Source organism: Faecalibacterium sp. OF04-11AC (assembly GCF_003460645.1).
Classification (GTDB): Bacteria; Bacillota; Clostridia; order Oscillospirales; family Ruminococcaceae; genus Faecalibacterium; species Faecalibacterium prausnitzii_I.
In genome coordinates, this window is sequence record NZ_QTVP01000018.1 from 1 (window position 1) to 15,595 (window position 15,595).

Genomic DNA, 15,595 nt, shown 5'->3' on the forward strand with positions numbered 1-15,595 from the left:
GACGGCCATCCAGGGCATCCCGAACTGCTGCCGCCCGCAGAGCGCCCGCCGGCCCGGGCATCTCCCAGCCACCAGGCAGCCGCCAATCCTGCCAGCCCGAACTGCGCCGCCCGCAGAGCGCCCGCCGGCCCGGGCATCTCCCAGCCACCAGGCAGCCGCCAATCCTGCCAGCCCGAACTGCGCCGCCATGGCAAAGGCCCCCAGCCCAAGGCCCGCTGCCAGCAGCCGCACCAGCATTCCCCGAGCTTCGGCCCTGCCGCGGCTCAACTCCTCGGCCATGAGGCGGGTAGCCGCCACCGAGACGCCCGCCGTGGCCAGCGTAACGAACAGGGCGTACACCGCCAGCACCAGCTGGTACAGGCCCATTCCCTCACCGCCCAGGGCATTGGCCAGATAAATGCGCAGCCCCATGCCTGCCAGCCGGAGCAGGACATCCGCCCCGGTCATCAGGGCCGCATTCTTCAGGTAGCTCTGCCGCATGGCGCGCCTCCTTTCCCCGCCAATGCACAAACGGGGAGGTTTTGTTTACTGTATGCGGCAAAACAGCCCGTTTATGCGCTTTGCAAAAGATGAGTGGCGTCGTGGGTTGTTTCTCTCCCACTTTTATGGTATGATATGTGTTGGTCACACAAGGGCGGTTCGCGCCCTTTGATACAAAATGCAAGGAGGAAGCGCATTCCCCTACGGCAACGCCGCCGGAGTGCGCAACGAGAGAATGAGCGAAGAATGCACCCATGACTGCTCCAGCTGCGGAGCAGCATGTTCTTCCCGCAATGCCGCGCCTCAGCACGACGCGCCCAACCCCAACAGCAGCGTCAAAAAGGTCATCGGCGTTGTATCCGGCAAGGGCGGCGTTGGCAAGAGCATGACCAGTGCCCTGCTGGCCTGCGCCATGGCCCGCCGCGGCTACCACTGCGGCGTTCTGGACGCCGACATCACCGGCCCGTCCATCCCCAAGCTGTTCGGCATCCATGGCCGTGCCATGGCCGACGCGCAGGGCTGCTGGCCCATCCAGAGCCGGATGGGCATTGACGTCATGAGCATCAACCTGCTGGTGGAGAACGAGGAAGACCCCGTGGTCTGGCGCGGTCCCGTCATTGCAGGCGCGGTGAAGCAGTTCTGGACCGATGTGGTCTGGAAAGACGTCGATTTCCTGTTTGTGGACATGCCTCCGGGAACCGGCGACGTGCCCCTGACGGTCTTCCAGAGCCTGCCCGTGGATGGCATCGTGGTGGTGGCAAGCCCGCAGGAGCTGGTGAGCATGATCGTTGCCAAGGCTGTGAACATGGCCGAGATGATGAAAGTGCCCATGCTGGGCCTGGTGGAAAACATGAGCTACGTTGTCTGCCCGGACTGCGGCAAGCACATCAATGTGTTTGGCGACAGCCATGTGGACGAGGTGGCCGCCAAGCACGGCCTGCCCGTGCTGGCCAAATGCCCCATCGACCCCGAGCTGGCGCGCCTCTCTGACGCCGGCCTCATTGAGACCTACGGCGGCCAGTACCTGGAGGGTGCCGCGGACGCCTGCGAGAAGCTGCTCAAGAAGTAAAATTTCATGTTCCCGCTGTTCTGCCCCGTGCAGGATGGCGGGATTTTGTTATTTTTCGGACGGATTTGTCCTATCGCATCCCGGGAGATTCTGGTATACTGGTTTTATCACGATACGTTTTGATGAAAGGATGTGCGCTGCCCGTGCTGGATTCCATTATTTTTGACATGGATGGTCTGCTGATCGACACCGAGATCATCTCCTACCAGTTGTATTCTGCTCTTTTGGCTCCTTATGGCTTTACCGTGAGCCTGCACGATTACGCCGAGACTTACAGCGGCAAGACCGAGGAGAAAAACGTGACCACCCTTTTGGAGCATTACCCCCTGCCCCTGAGCCGGGAGGAGTGTTTTGCCCGCATTTCGGCCATGGAAAAAGAGTTTCTGGCCAAGGGTGTTGCTCTCAAGCCTGGCGCAAAAGAGCTGCTCACCTATTTAAAAGAGCATGGCTATAAAATTGCACTGGCCTCTTCCAGCATCGCAGACCGGGCCTACGGCATCCTGGACCAGCACGGCATCCGCGGTTGTTTTGACGCCTTTGTGTTCGGCCCGGACCTGCCCAAGGGCCGCGGCAAGCCCGCGCCGGATATCTTCCTCATTGCCTGCCAGAAGCTGGGCACCACCCCGGCGCGGGCACTGGTGCTGGAAGACAGTGAGGCAGGCATCCAGGCCGCTCACTCCGCCCGCATCCCGGTCCTCTGCGTGCCCGACCTGCACCACCCGGCCCCGGCTTACGAGTCCATGACCGCTGCCATCCTCTCCTCCCTGCACGAGGTGCCGGGCTGGCTGGAAGCCCAGAACGCGCAATAAAAGCCGCACAAAAGTCTTTCTTTTGCAGCCTCCGCTCACTTTAGAAAAGAAGATTTTTTGCCTGTTTCCGCACAGTTTTTCTTTTTTGTGAAGCGTGTTCATCTTTTATCCTGTTTTTTTGAAAGATTTTCGCAAAATATTCGCACAGCTTCTATTGTAAATTGCCCCGCAAAGCTTTATAATAACAAAGTGCTCTGCGGCAGATGTGTGCCGCAGAGGGGAAAAAGCCTGCACAGGGCGAATGTGCGTTTGGCCCTGTACTGCTGCAATATAGAGGAAAAGGAGTATTCTGTTATGTTGACGAATGAATACCTGAAGCGCGTTTACGATGGCCTTGCACAGCGCAATGCCAATGAGCCTGAGTTCCTGCAGGCAGTCCGCGAGGTTCTGGAGAGCATCCAGCCCGTGGTGGAGAAACACCCCGAGTACGAGAAAGCCGGCCTGATCGAGCGTCTGGTCGAGCCCGAGCGCGTCATCAGCTTCCGTGTGCCCTGGGTCGATGATCAGGGCAAGGTGCAGGTCAACCGCGGCTACCGCGTCCAGTTCAACAGCGCCATCGGCCCCTACAAGGGCGGTCTGCGCTTCCATCCCTCTGTCAACCAGGGCATCCTGAAGTTCCTGGGCTTTGAGCAGATCTTCAAGAACAGCCTGACCACCCTGCCCATGGGCGGCGGCAAGGGCGGCTCTGACTTTGACCCCCACGGCAAGAGCGACATGGAAGTGATGCGCTTCTGCCAGAGCTTTATGACTGAGCTGTACCGCCACATCGGCCAGTTCGTGGACTGCCCCGCCGGTGATATCGGTGTCGGCGGCCGCGAGGTCGGCTACATGTTTGGCCAGTACAAGCGCCTGACCAACAGCTTCCAGGGCGGTATGCTCACCGGCAAGGGCCTGACCTTTGGTGGTTCTCTGGCCCGCACCGAGGCTACCGGCTACGGCCTGTGCTACTTCACCGCTGAGGCGCTGAAGTGTATGCGCAACGACAGCTTCAAGGGTAAGACCGTGGTCATCTCCGGTTCCGGCAATGTTGCCATCTACGCCTGCGAGAAGGCTACCGAGCTGGGCGGCAAGGTCGTGACCATGTCCGACTCCAACGGCTATGTCTATGACCCCAACGGCATTGATCTGGCTTACGTCAAGGACCTGAAAGAAGTCCGCCGCGGCCGCATCAAGGAGTATGCCGAGACCCACAAAGACGCAACTTACGTTGCAGACTGCACCAAGGTCTGGACTGTCCCCTGCGACATCGCCCTGCCCTGCGCAACCCAGAACGAGATCAACAAGGAGTCCGCTGAGGCTCTGGTCAAGAACGGCTGCACCGTGGTCTGCGAGGGCGCAAACATGCCCAGCACTCCGGACGCCATCGAGGTCTATCTGGCAAACGGTGTCCTGTACGGACCCGCAAAGGCTGCCAACGCCGGCGGCGTGGCTACCTCCGGCCTGGAGATGAGCCAGAACTCCGAGCGCCTGAGCTGGACCTTTGAAGAAGTCGATGCAAAGCTCAAGGGCATCATGGAGGGCATCTTCCACGCCAGCTACGACGCTTCTGTTGCCGCTGGTTCCGAGGGCAACCTGATGGTGGGCGCAAACTGCGCTGGCTTCCTGAAAGTTGCTACCGCTATGATGGCTCAGGGCATCACCTACTAATTCTCCTCGCGTTTTTGAGAGCTGCACCCCGCCGGGTGCGGCTCTTTTTGTTTGTGCGGTTTCGTCCGTTTGGGGAGCTTTCTCTTCGGACACGAGGACGAGTTGCGGCTCCCAGCATCCGCTTCGCTTGCGCTTGCGTTTTGCTGGCCGCGGCCCCAACAACAATTCCCTGATTCCGCCACTGGCGGCGGTCATTGTTGTTGCAGGCCATTCCATCGCCCGCTCGATTGCCTGCGGCAACAGGGTCCCACCCCAGCGGACGGTCCTCAGAGAAACTCCCCGCACTGACATGCATAGCGGGATGCAGTTTTGTCCATACTCTTTTTATCACAAAAAGAGAGGTTTTACCAATGGACGAGAAGATGTTCTGTTTCCAGTGCGAGCAGGCGGCCAATGGCTGTGCCTGCGTGGGCAATGCGGGTGTGTGCGGCAAATCGGCGGAGACGGCGGACGCGCAGGATGCACTCACCGGGGCGCTCATCGGGTTTGCAGAGCTGCTGGTGGAGCTGGGCCAGCCCATCCAGCCGCCGCAGGCACTGCTGTTATTGGAGGGATTATTCACCACCATCACGAATGTGAACTTTGACCCCGAGACGGTCCGCCAGCTGACGGAAAAGGTCTGGGAGGCAAAGAACACTGCCTTTGCCACAGCCTGTCCTGCTCCGGCCCCGGTGGGCGATTACGACATGAAACAGCTGTGGCAGGAGCCGGATGAGGACATCCGCAGCCTGAAATCCACGGTGCTGTTCGGCCTGCGGGGCATGGCGGCCTACACCTACCATGCCCGGGTGCTGGGGTACACGGACGGCGAGATCGACACGTTTTTCTGCACCGCCCTCTCCACGCTGGCCCACGAGCAGGACAAGGAAAAGCTGTTCCAGCTGGTACAGGAGACTGGCCTGATGGCCTACCGGGTGATGGAGCTTCTGGACAAGGCCAACACCACCACGTTCGGCGACCCGGAGCCTGTGGAAGTGCCCCTGACCATCCAAAAAGGGCCATTCATCGTCATCTCCGGCCATGACCTCTATGATATGAAATGCCTGCTGGAACAGACAGCGGGCAAGGGCATCAGCATCTACACCCACTCGGAAATGCTGCCCGCCCACGGCTACCCGGAGCTCAAGCAGAAATACCCCCACCTCAAGGGCAACTTTGGCACGGCGTGGCAGAACCAGCAGCGGGAGTTTGAGGACATCCCCGCGCCCATCCTCTTCACCACCAACTGCATCATGCCCCTGCGGCCCAGCTATGCGGACCGGGTGTTCACCACCTCGGTCGTCTCCTACCCCGGCATTGTGCACATCGGGGAAAGCAGGGATTTCTCCCCCGTCATTGCCAAAGCGCTGGAGCTGGGCGGCTATGAGAAAGACACCCTCGTCCCTGGCATGAACGGCGGAAGCACCGTTGCCACCGGGTTTGCCCGGGATGCAGTCCTGCACCACGCGGGCGAGATCGTGGAAGCCGTCAAGGCCGGGAAGATCCGGCACTTCTTCCTGGTGGGCGGCTGCGACGGCACCCGCCCCAGCCGCCGCTACTACACCGAGTTTGCCAAGCTCACCCCGCCGGACACCGTGCTGCTGACCCTGGCCTGCGGCAAATTCCGGCTCAACGACCTGCCGCTGGGCACGGTGCCCGGCACAGGCCTGCCCCGCATCCTGGACGTGGGCCAGTGCAACGACGCCTACAGCGCCATCCAGATCGCGCTGGCGCTGGCGGACGCCTTTGGCTGCTCGGTCAACGAACTGCCCCTCTCCATCATCCTGTGCTGGTTTGAGCAGAAAGCCGTCTGCGTGCTGCTGGCGTTGCTGGCGCTGGGCATCCGGGGCATCCGCCTTGGCCCTACCCTGCCGGCTTTCCTCTCCCCGGGTGTCGCTGCCGCTTTGCAGCAGAAATACGATCTGAAGCCCATCACCACCCCGGAGGCCGATCTGGCCGCCTGCCTGGGCAGTCACGCCGCAGACTGAGGCGGGAAAAGTCATCCTTTCCCCACTGGGCCTATCTGTTTTTCACAAGAAGAAACGCCAATGGTGCACCAATGTTTGTTGCACCTCACACTTGAACAATCTTCACGAACCAGTATAATAGTTTTATCGGAACAACGGCGTTCCAGCAGGGTCTCCCCGACTCTGTTGGAGCGCCGTTTCTTTTTGTTTCCGGTTGTGCTGCGGAGTGTGCCGCAGTGCCATAGAGAGGATTTTTCAAGAAAAAGGATGGGAAAGGCAATGGATAATTTTACCGAGCAGACCTCGCCCCTCGGTCTGTACGATCCCCAGTTTGAGCACGATGCCTGTGGCATTGGCGCTGTGGTGGATATCAAGGGCCGCAAAAGCCACCAGACTGTCAGCGACGCGCTCTGCATCGTGGAGCAGCTGGAGCACCGCGCCGGCAAGGATGCAGAGGGCAAGACCGGCGACGGCGTGGGCATCATGCTCCAGATCAGTCACAAGTTCTTCTCCAAAATTGCAGACGAGATGAACATCCGCCTGGGCAACGAGCGGGAATACGGCGTGGGCATGTTCTTCTTCCCCCAGAACGAGCACCTGCGGGCACAGGCCATGAAGCTGTTTGAGCTGGTGACCCGCAAAGAGGGGCTGGAATTTCTGGCCTGGCGCGAAGTGCCCGTGAACCCGGACGCCGTAGGCAGAAAGCCCGTGACTGTATGCCCGCCATCTGGCAGTGCTTCATCAAAAAGCCGGCCAAGGTGAGCAAGGGCATTGATTTTGACCGCAAGCTCTACATCGTCCGCCGGGTGTTTGAGCAGGCCAGCAACGGCACCTATGTGCCCAGCCTGTCCAGCCGCACCATCGTATACAAAGGCATGTTCCTGGTGCACGACCTGCGGCTGTTCTACGCCGACCTGCAAGACCCGGATTATGAATCCGCCATCGGCATGGTGCACAGCCGTTTCTCCACCAACACCAACCCCAGCTGGATGCGTGCCCACCCCAACCGCTTTATCCTGCACAACGGCGAGATCAACACCATCAAGGGCAACACGGACGCCATGCTGGCCCGTGAGGAGACCATCTCCTCTTCCATCATGCGGGACGATATGAACAAGATCCTGCCCATCATCAACACTTCCGGCTCCGACTCCGCCATGCTGGACAACGCGCTGGAGTTTATGGTGATGAACGGCATGGACCTGCCGCTGGCCGTGATGATCACGATTCCCGAGCCCTGGGAAAACAACAAGAACATCAGCCAGAAAAAGCGGGATTTTTACCAGTATTACGCCACCATGCTGGAGCCTTGGGACGGCCCTGCCGCCATTCTCTTCTCGGACGGCGACGTGGTGGGTGCCGTGCTGGACCGCAATGGCCTGCGCCCCAGCCGCTATTACATCACCAAGGACGGCCGGATGATCCTTTCCTCCGAGGTGGGCGTGCTGCCCTGCGACCCCGAGAACATCCTGGTCAAAGACCGTCTCCGCCCCGGCAAGATGCTGCTGGTGGATACCGTCAAGGGCGAAGTGGTGGACGATGAGAAGCTGAAAGAATACTACGCCAGCCGCGAGCCCTACGGTGAGTGGATCGATCGCAACCTGGTGGAGCTGAAAAACCTCAAGATCCCCAACACCAAAGTCCCCAGCTACACCGGCGAGGAGCTGACCCGCCTGCAGAAAGTGTTCGGCTACAAGTATGAGGAGATCAACTCCCTCATCCTGCCCATGGCCCGACTGGGTGCCGAGCCCTCGGGTGCCATGGGCACGGATACCCCGCTGGCTGTCCTCAGCGAGCAGCACCCGCCGCTGTTCAACTACTTCAAGCAGCGGTTTGCCCAGGTGACCAACCCTCCCATTGACGCGATCCGCGAAAAAGTGGTCACTTCCACCAGCGTCTATGTGGGCACCCACGGCAACCTGCTGGAGGACAAGCCTGAAAACTGGAAGGTGCTGAAAGTCCACAACCCCATTCTGACTTCCACCGACCTGCTCAAGATCAAGTACATGAACGTGCCGGGCTTCAAAGTGGCCACGGTGTCCATCAACTACTACAAAAACACCAGTCTGGAAAAGGCCATTGACCGGGTCTTCCTGGAAGTGGACCGCGCCTACAAGGATGGTGCCAATATCATCATCCTATCGGATCGCGACATTGATGAGTACCATGTGGCCATCCCCAGCCTGCTGGCGGTCTCCGCGGTGTCTCAGTACCTCATCCGCACCAAGAAGAGCACGGCACTGGCTCTGATCCTCGAGAGCGCCGAGCCCCACGAGGTGCACCATTTTGCCACCCTGCTGGGTTACGGTGCCTGCGCCGTCAACCCCTACCTGGCCCACGAGACCATCGGCCAGCTCATCGACGAGGGCCTGCTGGACAAAGACTACTACGCTGCCGTGGACGACTACAACAAGGCCATCCTGAACGGCATCGTCAAGATCGCCTCCAAGATGGGCATTTCCACCATCCAGAGCTACCAGAGCAGCCAGATCTTTGAGGCAGTGGGCATCTCGAAAGAGGTCATCGACAAGTACTTCACCGGCACGGTGAGCCGTGTGGGCGGCATCGAGCTGGAAGACATTCAGGCCGATGTGGAGGCCCAGCACAACGCCGCGTTCGACCCGCTGGGCCTGGACATCAACATGGAGCTGGAGGACGGCGGTGCCCACAAGTTCCGCAGCGGCAAAGAAGAGCATCTGTTCAATCCCCAGACCATCCACCTGTTCCAGAAAGCCTGCTGGACCAACGATTACGGCACGTTCAAGCAGTTTACCAGTGCTGTGGACAGCATGGGCAAAGAGGGCGTGCACCTGCGCAGCCTGCTGGACTTCAACTTTGACCCCAACGGCGGCATCCCGCTGGAAGAGGTGGAACCGGTGGAGTCCATCGTCAAGCGGTTCAAGGCCGCTGCCATGAGCTACGGTGCCCTGAGCAGCGAAGCCCATGAGACCATTGCCATCGCCCTGAACCGTCTGGGCGGCCGGAGCAACACCGGCGAGGGCGGCGAGCCGGAAAAGCGCTACCACAGCGAGAGCAATTCCAAGATCAAGCAGGTGGCTTCCGCCCGTTTCGGCGTCACCAGCAAGTATCTGGTCTCCGCGGAAGAGATCCAGATCAAGCTGGCACAGGGTGCAAAGCCCGGCGAGGGCGGCAACCTGCCCGGTGCCAAGGTGTACCCCTGGATCGCCAAGACCCGCCACAGCACCACCGGCGTGGGCCTCATCTCTCCCCCGCCCCACCACGACATCTACTCCATCGAGGATCTGGCCGAGCTCATCTATGACCTGAAGAACGCCAACCGCCACGCCAACATCAACGTCAAGCTGGTCAGCGAGGCAGGTGTTGGCACCATTGCCGCCGGCGTTGCCAAGGGCGGCGCACAGGTCATTCTGGTCTCCGGCTACGACGGCGGCACCGGCGCGGCACCTCGTACCTCCATCAAGAACGCGGGCCTGCCCTGGGAGCTGGGCATCGCCGAGACCCACCAGACCCTGATTTTGAACGGCCTGCGCACCCGTGTCCGCATTGAGAGCGATTCCAAACTGCTCTCCGGCCGTGATGTGGCCATCAGCTGTATGCTGGGCGCTGAGGAATTCGGCTTTGGTACCTCCCTGCTGATGTGCGAGGGCTGCGTGATGATGCGTGTCTGCAATCTGGACACCTGCCCCATGGGCATCTGCACCCAGAATCCCGAGCTGCGCAAGAATTTCAAAGGCAAACCGGAGTATATCATCCACTACCTGACCTTTGTGGCGCAGGAGCTGCGGGAGTACATGGCCAAGCTGGGCGTCCGCACCATCGACGAACTGGTGGGCCGTACGGATCTGCTCCATGTCAAGCCCAGCGCGCCGGGCAGCCGTTCCGCCAAGATGAACCTGGACTGCATCCTGCACAACCCGGCCATCGTCAACAGCAACGTCCACTTTGTCAAGGAGGACACCTACGACTTCCATCTGGAAGATACCCTTGACATGAAAGTGCTGATGAAGAAGTTCAAGCTGAACAGCAAGAACCCCCAGAGCGTGGCCCTCAATGTCAGCAACACCGACCGCGCTTTTGGTGCCATCTTTGGCAGCGAGATCACCCGCAAATACGGCAGTGACCTGCCGGACGATGTGTACACCGTCCGCTGCAACGGAGCCGGTGGCCAGAGCTTTGGCGCGTTCATTCCCAAGGGCCTGACCCTGCGGCTGACTGGCGACTGCAACGACTACATGGGCAAAGGCCTTTCCGGCGGCAAGATCATTGTCCGCCCGCCGGAAAACGTGACCTACAAGCCCGAGGAGAACATCATCACCGGCAACGTGGCCCTCTACGGTGCCACCTCCGGTAAGGTGTTCGTCTCCGGTGTGGCCGGTGAGCGCTTCTGCGTCCGCAACTCGGGTGCTACCGCCGTTGTGGAGGGCGTGGGCGACCACGGCTGTGAGTACATGACCGGCGGCACCGTGGTGGTGCTGGGCCAGACCGGCAAAACTTTGCAGCCGGCATGACCGGCGGCATCGCCTATGTGCTGGATGAGAACTGGGATTTCTACCAGCGGGTCAACAAGGAGACCGTCAGCCTGGAGCCTGTGGAGCACAAGTATGATGTGGCCACCCTGAAAGAGCTGATCCGGGAGCATGTGGAAGAGACCGGCTCCCCCCGCGGCAAAGAGATCCTGGACAACTTCAGCGAGTTCCTGCCCAAGTTCAAGAAAGTTCTCCCCTACGATTATGACCGGATGCTCCGGGTGATCGCCTCGATGGAAGAGCGCGGTCTGGACGGAGACCAGGCACAGATCGAAGCATTCTATGCCGTGCAGAAGAAGTAAGGAGGGGAAATCATATGGGCAAGATCACAGGATTTATGGATTACAAGCGCAAGACCAGTGCGGACATCCCGCCGCTGGAGCGCATGGAAAACTTTAACGAATTTCACATCTGGCTCTCCCGGGAGGAGCAACAGACCCAGGCTGCTCGCTGCATGGACTGCGGCGTGCCGTTCTGCCAGGCGGGTATGATGATCGGCGGCATGGCCTCCGGCTGCCCGCTGAACAACCTGATCCCGGAGTGGAACGACCTGGTTTATCAGGGCAAGTGGAGATGGCGCTCCACCGCCTGAAAGCCACCAACCGTTTCCCGGAGTTCACCAGCCGGGTCTGCCCCGCCCTGTGCGAGGCGGCCTGCACCTGCGGCGATGTGACCGGCAGCAGCGTTACCGTCCGGGAAAACGAGCACGCCATTGTGGAAACGGCTTACGCCAAGGGCTGGATGAAAGTCACCCCGCCCCCGGCCCGCACGGGCAAGAGCGTGGCGGTCATCGGCAGCGGCCCCTCCGGCCTCTCGGTGGCCGAGTACCTGAACATCCGAGGCCACGCCGTGACCGTGTTTGAGCGGGCTGACCGCATTGGCGGCCTGCTGATGTACGGCATCCCCAATATGAAGCTGGAAAAGAACGTCATCGAGCGCCGCCTGAAGATCATGCAGGCGGAGGGCATTGAGTTCCGCACCAATATGGATGTGGGCGGGGCGGTCTCGGCGGAAGAGATTTTGAATAGCTATGACGCGGTCGTCCTCTGCTGCGGTGCCAAAAAGGCCCGCGACCTGAATGTCCCAGGCCGGGACGCCAATGGTGTCCACTTTGCGGTGGACTACCTCACCAGCGTGACCAAGAGCCTGCTGGACTCCGACTTTGCAGACGGCAGGGCCATCAACGCGGCGGGCAAGAACGTCCTCGTCATCGGCGGCGGCGACACCGGCAACGACTGCCAGGGCACGGCCCTGCGGCAGGGCTGCACCGACCTGATGGCACTGGAAATGATGCCTCAGCCCCCCAAAGAGCGTGCCGCCAACAACCCCTGGCCGGAGTGGCCCAAGGTGCTCAAGGTAGACTACGGCCAGACCGAGTGCATCGCAAAGTTCGGCAAGGACCCCCGCGTCTACCAGACCACGGTCAAAGAATTCCTGAAAGATGAAGCGGGCAACCTGACCGGTGCCGTCATTGCGTATCTCAAGCCGGAGAAAGACCCCGAGACCGGCCGCACCAACATGGTGCCCACCGGCGAGACCTTTCTTTACGACTGCCAGCTGGCCTTTATTGCAGCGGGCTTTGTGGGCTGCGAGAGCTATGTGGCCGATGCCTTTGGCGTCAGCCTGACGAATCGCGGCTGCGTGGACACCGACCACTTCAAGACCAATGTGGACAAAGTATTTGCCTGCGGCGATATGCGCCGGGGCCAGAGCCTCGTTGTCTGGGGCCTGCGGGAGGGCCGTGACTGCGCGGCCGAGGTAGACCGCTACCTGATGGGCTACACCAACCTGTAACCCCCTCCCCTCTATTTTTCAAGCCATTCTCTTTCCTATCCTAAACAAGCAGCAGCGGGGACCTCGCATGGGGTTCCCGCTGCTGCTTTTCTGTTTTTATGGGCACATTTTCACAAAGTTTTCACATTTACAGCTTAATTCCTACTTGTCTTATAGGACAAGCTGTGCTAGAATCATCTCGCAGGAAGAGATACCCCCACGGGGTAATTCTTTAAACCAGAAAGGAGCAAGATACGATGTCGGAACCATCGGAACACATGGAGCACGCTTCCCCCGCCTGCCCGCACTGTGCGGCAGCGGCTGAGGCTGCCACACCGGAACCTGCGGAAATGGCGGCAGAATGCCGCGCCGCGCCGGAACCGCCAGAGGCAGAAACGGAAGCCGCTCCCCATGCCTGCTGCTGCCGCCACAAAGTGCGCACGCCGGAGGAGCACAAAGCCCTGCTCAACCGCCTGAGCCGCATTGAGGGGCAGATCAGAGGCATCCGGGGCATGGTGGAGAAAGACGTCTATTGTGCCGACATTCTGGTGCAGGTGGCAGCGGCCAACTCGGCGCTGAACAGCTTCACCCGCGAGCTTCTGGGCCAGCACATCCGCACCTGTGTGGCGGATGACCTGCGGGCCGGGCAGGACGAGAAGCTGGACGAGCTGCTCAAGCTGCTGCCCAAGCTGATGAAATAAGCCCCGCCGGGGCATCCTAGTTCCAAGCGACAGGAGGAACCAACACAATGGAACAGTATAACGTTACGGGCATGAGCTGCGCGGCCTGCTCTGCCCGGGTGGAAAAGGCCGTAAAGAAAGTGCCGGGTGTGACCAGCTGCTCGGTGAGCCTGCTGACCAACTCCATGGGCGTGGAGGGCACGGCCAGCGAGGCGGCCATCCTCAAAGCCGTGCAGGACGCCGGTTACGGTGCCAGCCTCAAGGGTGCGGCCAGCAACGCTACCCACAGCACCAGCGCCGATCTGGACGCCCTGGCCGACCATGAGACGCCCAAGCTCAAGCGGCGGCTCATCGCCTCGCTGGGCTTTCTGCTGGTGCTGATGTACTTCTCCATGGGACACATGATGTGGGGCTGGCCCCTCCCCCACTGGTTTGACGGCAACCACATTGCCATGGGCCTCGTCCAGCTGCTGCTGGCCGGCATCGTCATGGTCATCAACCAGAAATTCTTCCTCAACGGCTTCAAGGGCCTCCTCCACGGTGCGCCCAACATGGACACGCTGGTGGCCCTGGGCTCCATGGCCAGCTTTGTGTGGAGCACTTACGCCCTCTTTGCCATGACCCGTGCTCAGGTAGATGGCAATAACGAACTCGTCATGCACTATATGATGGAGTTCTACTTTGAATCCGCCGCCATGATCCTGACCCTCATCACCGTGGGCAAGATGCTGGAAGCCCGCTCCAAGGGCAAGACCACGGACGCCCTCAAGAGCCTGATGAAGCTGGCTCCTAAGACTGCCACCCTGCTGCGGGACGGCGCGGAAGTGGTTGTCCCCGTTGAGCAGGTGCAGAAAGGCGATGTCTTCGTCGTCCGCCCCGGTGAGAACATCCCCGTGGACGGCATCGTGCTGGAGGCTCCAGCGCCGTCAACGAGAGTGCCTTGACCGGCGAGAGCATCCCGGTGGACAAGGCCGAGGGCGATAAGGTCAGCGCCGCCACCACCAACCAGTCGGGCTTCCTGCAGTGCCAGGCCACCCGCGTGGGCGAGGACACCACTCTGGCCCAGATCATTAAGATGGTCAGCGATGCCGCCGCCACCAAAGCTCCCATCGCCAAGATCGCCGATACCGTTTCCGGCTTCTTTGTGCCCGCCGTCATCTCCATTGCCGTGCTCACCACCATCGTCTGGCTGCTGCTGGGCCATGAGCTGGGCTATGCACTGGCCCGCGGCATTTCCGTCCTGGTCATCAGCTGCCCCTGCGCGCTGGGTCTTGCCACCCCGGTGGCCATCATGGTGGGCAACGGCCTGGGTGCCAAGAACGGCATCCTCTTCAAAACGGCCGCTTCGCTGGAGGCTGCTGGCCGTACCCAGATCGTGGCGCTGGATAAGACCGGCACCATCACCAGCGGTGAGCCCAAGGTCACCGACATCCTCCCTGCGGAGGGCGTGACCGAGAGCGAGCTGCTGACGCTGGCCGCCTCGCTGGAGCAGAAGAGCGAGCACCCGCTGGCCAAGGCCGTGCTGGCCTATGCCGAGACCGAGACCATCGCATGCCCCGACGTCACTGACTTTACTGCCCTGCCCGGCAACGGCCTTTCCGCCAAGCTGGACGGCATGGAGATCTTTGGCGGCAACGCCAGCTTCATTGCCACCAAGGTGGAGGTGCCCGAGGCGTTGCAGAATGACGCCGCCGCCCTTTCCGCGCAGGGCAAAACGCCCCTCTTCTTTGGCGGGGCGGGCAGGCTGATGGGCGTCATCGCCGTGGCCGACACCATCAAAGAGGACAGCCCCCGGGCCATCCAGGAGCTGCAGAACATGGGCATCCGGGTGGTGATGCTGACGGGCGACAACCAGCGCACCGCCGATGCCATTGGCAGGCAGGCGGGCGTGGATGAAGTGATCGCAGGGGTCCTGCCCGACGGCAAGGAAGCCGTCATCCGCAGGCTGCAGGAGTCCGGCAAGGTGGCCATGGTGGGCGACGGCATTAACGACGCCCCGGCCCTGACCCGTGCCGACACCGGCATCGCCATTGGCGCGGGCACCGACGTGGCCATTGACGCCGCCGACGTGGTGCTGATGAACTCCAAGCTCTCGGACGTGCCCGCCGCCATCCGTCTGAGCCGCGCTACCCTGCGCAACATCCACGAAAACCTGTTCTGGGCGTTCATTTACAACATCATCGGCATCCCGCTGGCCGCCGGTGTCTTCATCCCGCTGGGCCTGACGCTCAACCCGATGTTTGGTGCCGCCGCCATGAGCCTTTCCAGCTTCTGTGTGGTCAGCAACGCCCTGCGGCTGAACCTGTTTGACGTCCACAGCACCAAGCACGACCGCAAGGTCAACCCCGTTTCGGCTCCCGCCGCCGCCTCTGCCCCCGTGGCTGAGGCTCCGGCTGAAGATAAAAAGAGTAATTCCAACCAGGAGGATCCTACCATGAAAAAGACTCTGCATGTTGAGGGCATGATGTGCGGCCACTGCGAGGCCCGTGTCAAGAAAGCACTGGAAGCCCTGCCCGAGGTCAGCGAGGCGGTCGTCAGCCACACTGACGGTACCGCCATCGTCACCCTGTCCGCTGAGGTCGCCAACGAGACCCTGAAAAAGGCCGTGGAAGACCAGGACTACCAAGTGACCGGCATCGAATAAGCCTGCCAAGACGCAAAAACACCGCTGAGGACAAAATCT

6 protein-coding genes and 3 pseudogenes are annotated in these 15,595 nt (G+C 60.9%); 8 read left to right on the forward strand and 1 reads right to left on the reverse strand.

Translation table 11 applies throughout. The annotated features are described in order from the left end of the window. Window positions 1-480, reverse strand: a 480-nt coding sequence (locus DXA70_RS09270) for an oligosaccharide flippase family protein (protein WP_147341639.1), incomplete at its 3' end; no start/stop codon positions are given. Between the two features lie 235 nt (window positions 481-715). Here DXA70_RS09270 and DXA70_RS09275 point away from each other — a divergent pair. The 8 genes and pseudogenes from DXA70_RS09275 (at window position 716) to DXA70_RS09310 (ending at window position 15,556) form a co-directional block, all read left to right on the forward strand. Then, entirely contained in the window at window positions 716-1,549 is an 834-nt protein-coding gene (locus DXA70_RS09275; RefSeq protein ID WP_181566962.1) for an Mrp/NBP35 family ATP-binding protein, read from the forward strand. A 143-nt stretch (window positions 1,550-1,692) separates the two neighbouring features. Then, on the forward strand, window positions 1,693-2,358 hold the full coding sequence (locus DXA70_RS09280) for an HAD family phosphatase (protein ID WP_128118290.1): 666 nt from the start codon (window positions 1,693-1,695) through the stop codon (window positions 2,356-2,358). A 294-nt stretch (window positions 2,359-2,652) separates the two neighbouring features. Beyond that, complete coding sequence (gene gdhA / locus DXA70_RS09285; protein WP_128118291.1) at window positions 2,653-4,005, forward strand: NADP-specific glutamate dehydrogenase; 1,353 nt, start codon at window positions 2,653-2,655, stop codon at window positions 4,003-4,005. 350 nt (window positions 4,006-4,355) lie between these two features. Next, complete coding sequence (hcp, locus tag DXA70_RS09290) at window positions 4,356-5,972, forward strand: hydroxylamine reductase (RefSeq protein ID WP_128118292.1); 1,617 nt, start codon at window positions 4,356-4,358, stop codon at window positions 5,970-5,972. Window positions 5,973-6,230: 258 nt separating this feature from the next. Beyond that, window positions 6,231-10,761 (forward strand): annotated as a pseudogene (gene gltB, locus DXA70_RS09295) (glutamate synthase large subunit). A 14-nt stretch (window positions 10,762-10,775) separates the two neighbouring features. Beyond that, window positions 10,776-12,253: pseudogene (locus DXA70_RS09300) on the forward strand (glutamate synthase subunit beta). A 329-nt stretch (window positions 12,254-12,582) separates the two neighbouring features. Continuing rightward, window positions 12,583-12,933: a metal-sensing transcriptional repressor gene (locus tag DXA70_RS09305; RefSeq protein ID WP_112114981.1), complete on the forward strand. Its 351-nt coding sequence runs from the start codon at window positions 12,583-12,585 to the stop codon at window positions 12,931-12,933. Between the two features lie 47 nt (window positions 12,934-12,980). Next, window positions 12,981-15,556: pseudogene (locus DXA70_RS09310) on the forward strand (heavy metal translocating P-type ATPase). Window positions 15,557-15,595 lie beyond the last annotated feature (39 nt).

What these genes read in the sequence shown, in the direction of transcription:
- DXA70_RS09275 (WP_181566962.1), top strand. Translation starts at nt 716, where the DNA reads ATGAGCGAAGAATGCACCCATGACTGCTCCAGCTGCGGAGCAGCATGT.
- DXA70_RS09305 (WP_112114981.1), top strand. Translation starts at nt 12,583, where the DNA reads ATGGCGGCAGAATGCCGCGCCGCGCCGGAACCGCCAGAGGCAGAAACG.
- hcp (WP_128118292.1), top strand. Translation starts at nt 4,356, where the DNA reads ATGGACGAGAAGATGTTCTGTTTCCAGTGCGAGCAGGCGGCCAATGGC.
- gdhA (WP_128118291.1), top strand. Translation starts at nt 2,653, where the DNA reads ATGTTGACGAATGAATACCTGAAGCGCGTTTACGATGGCCTTGCACAG.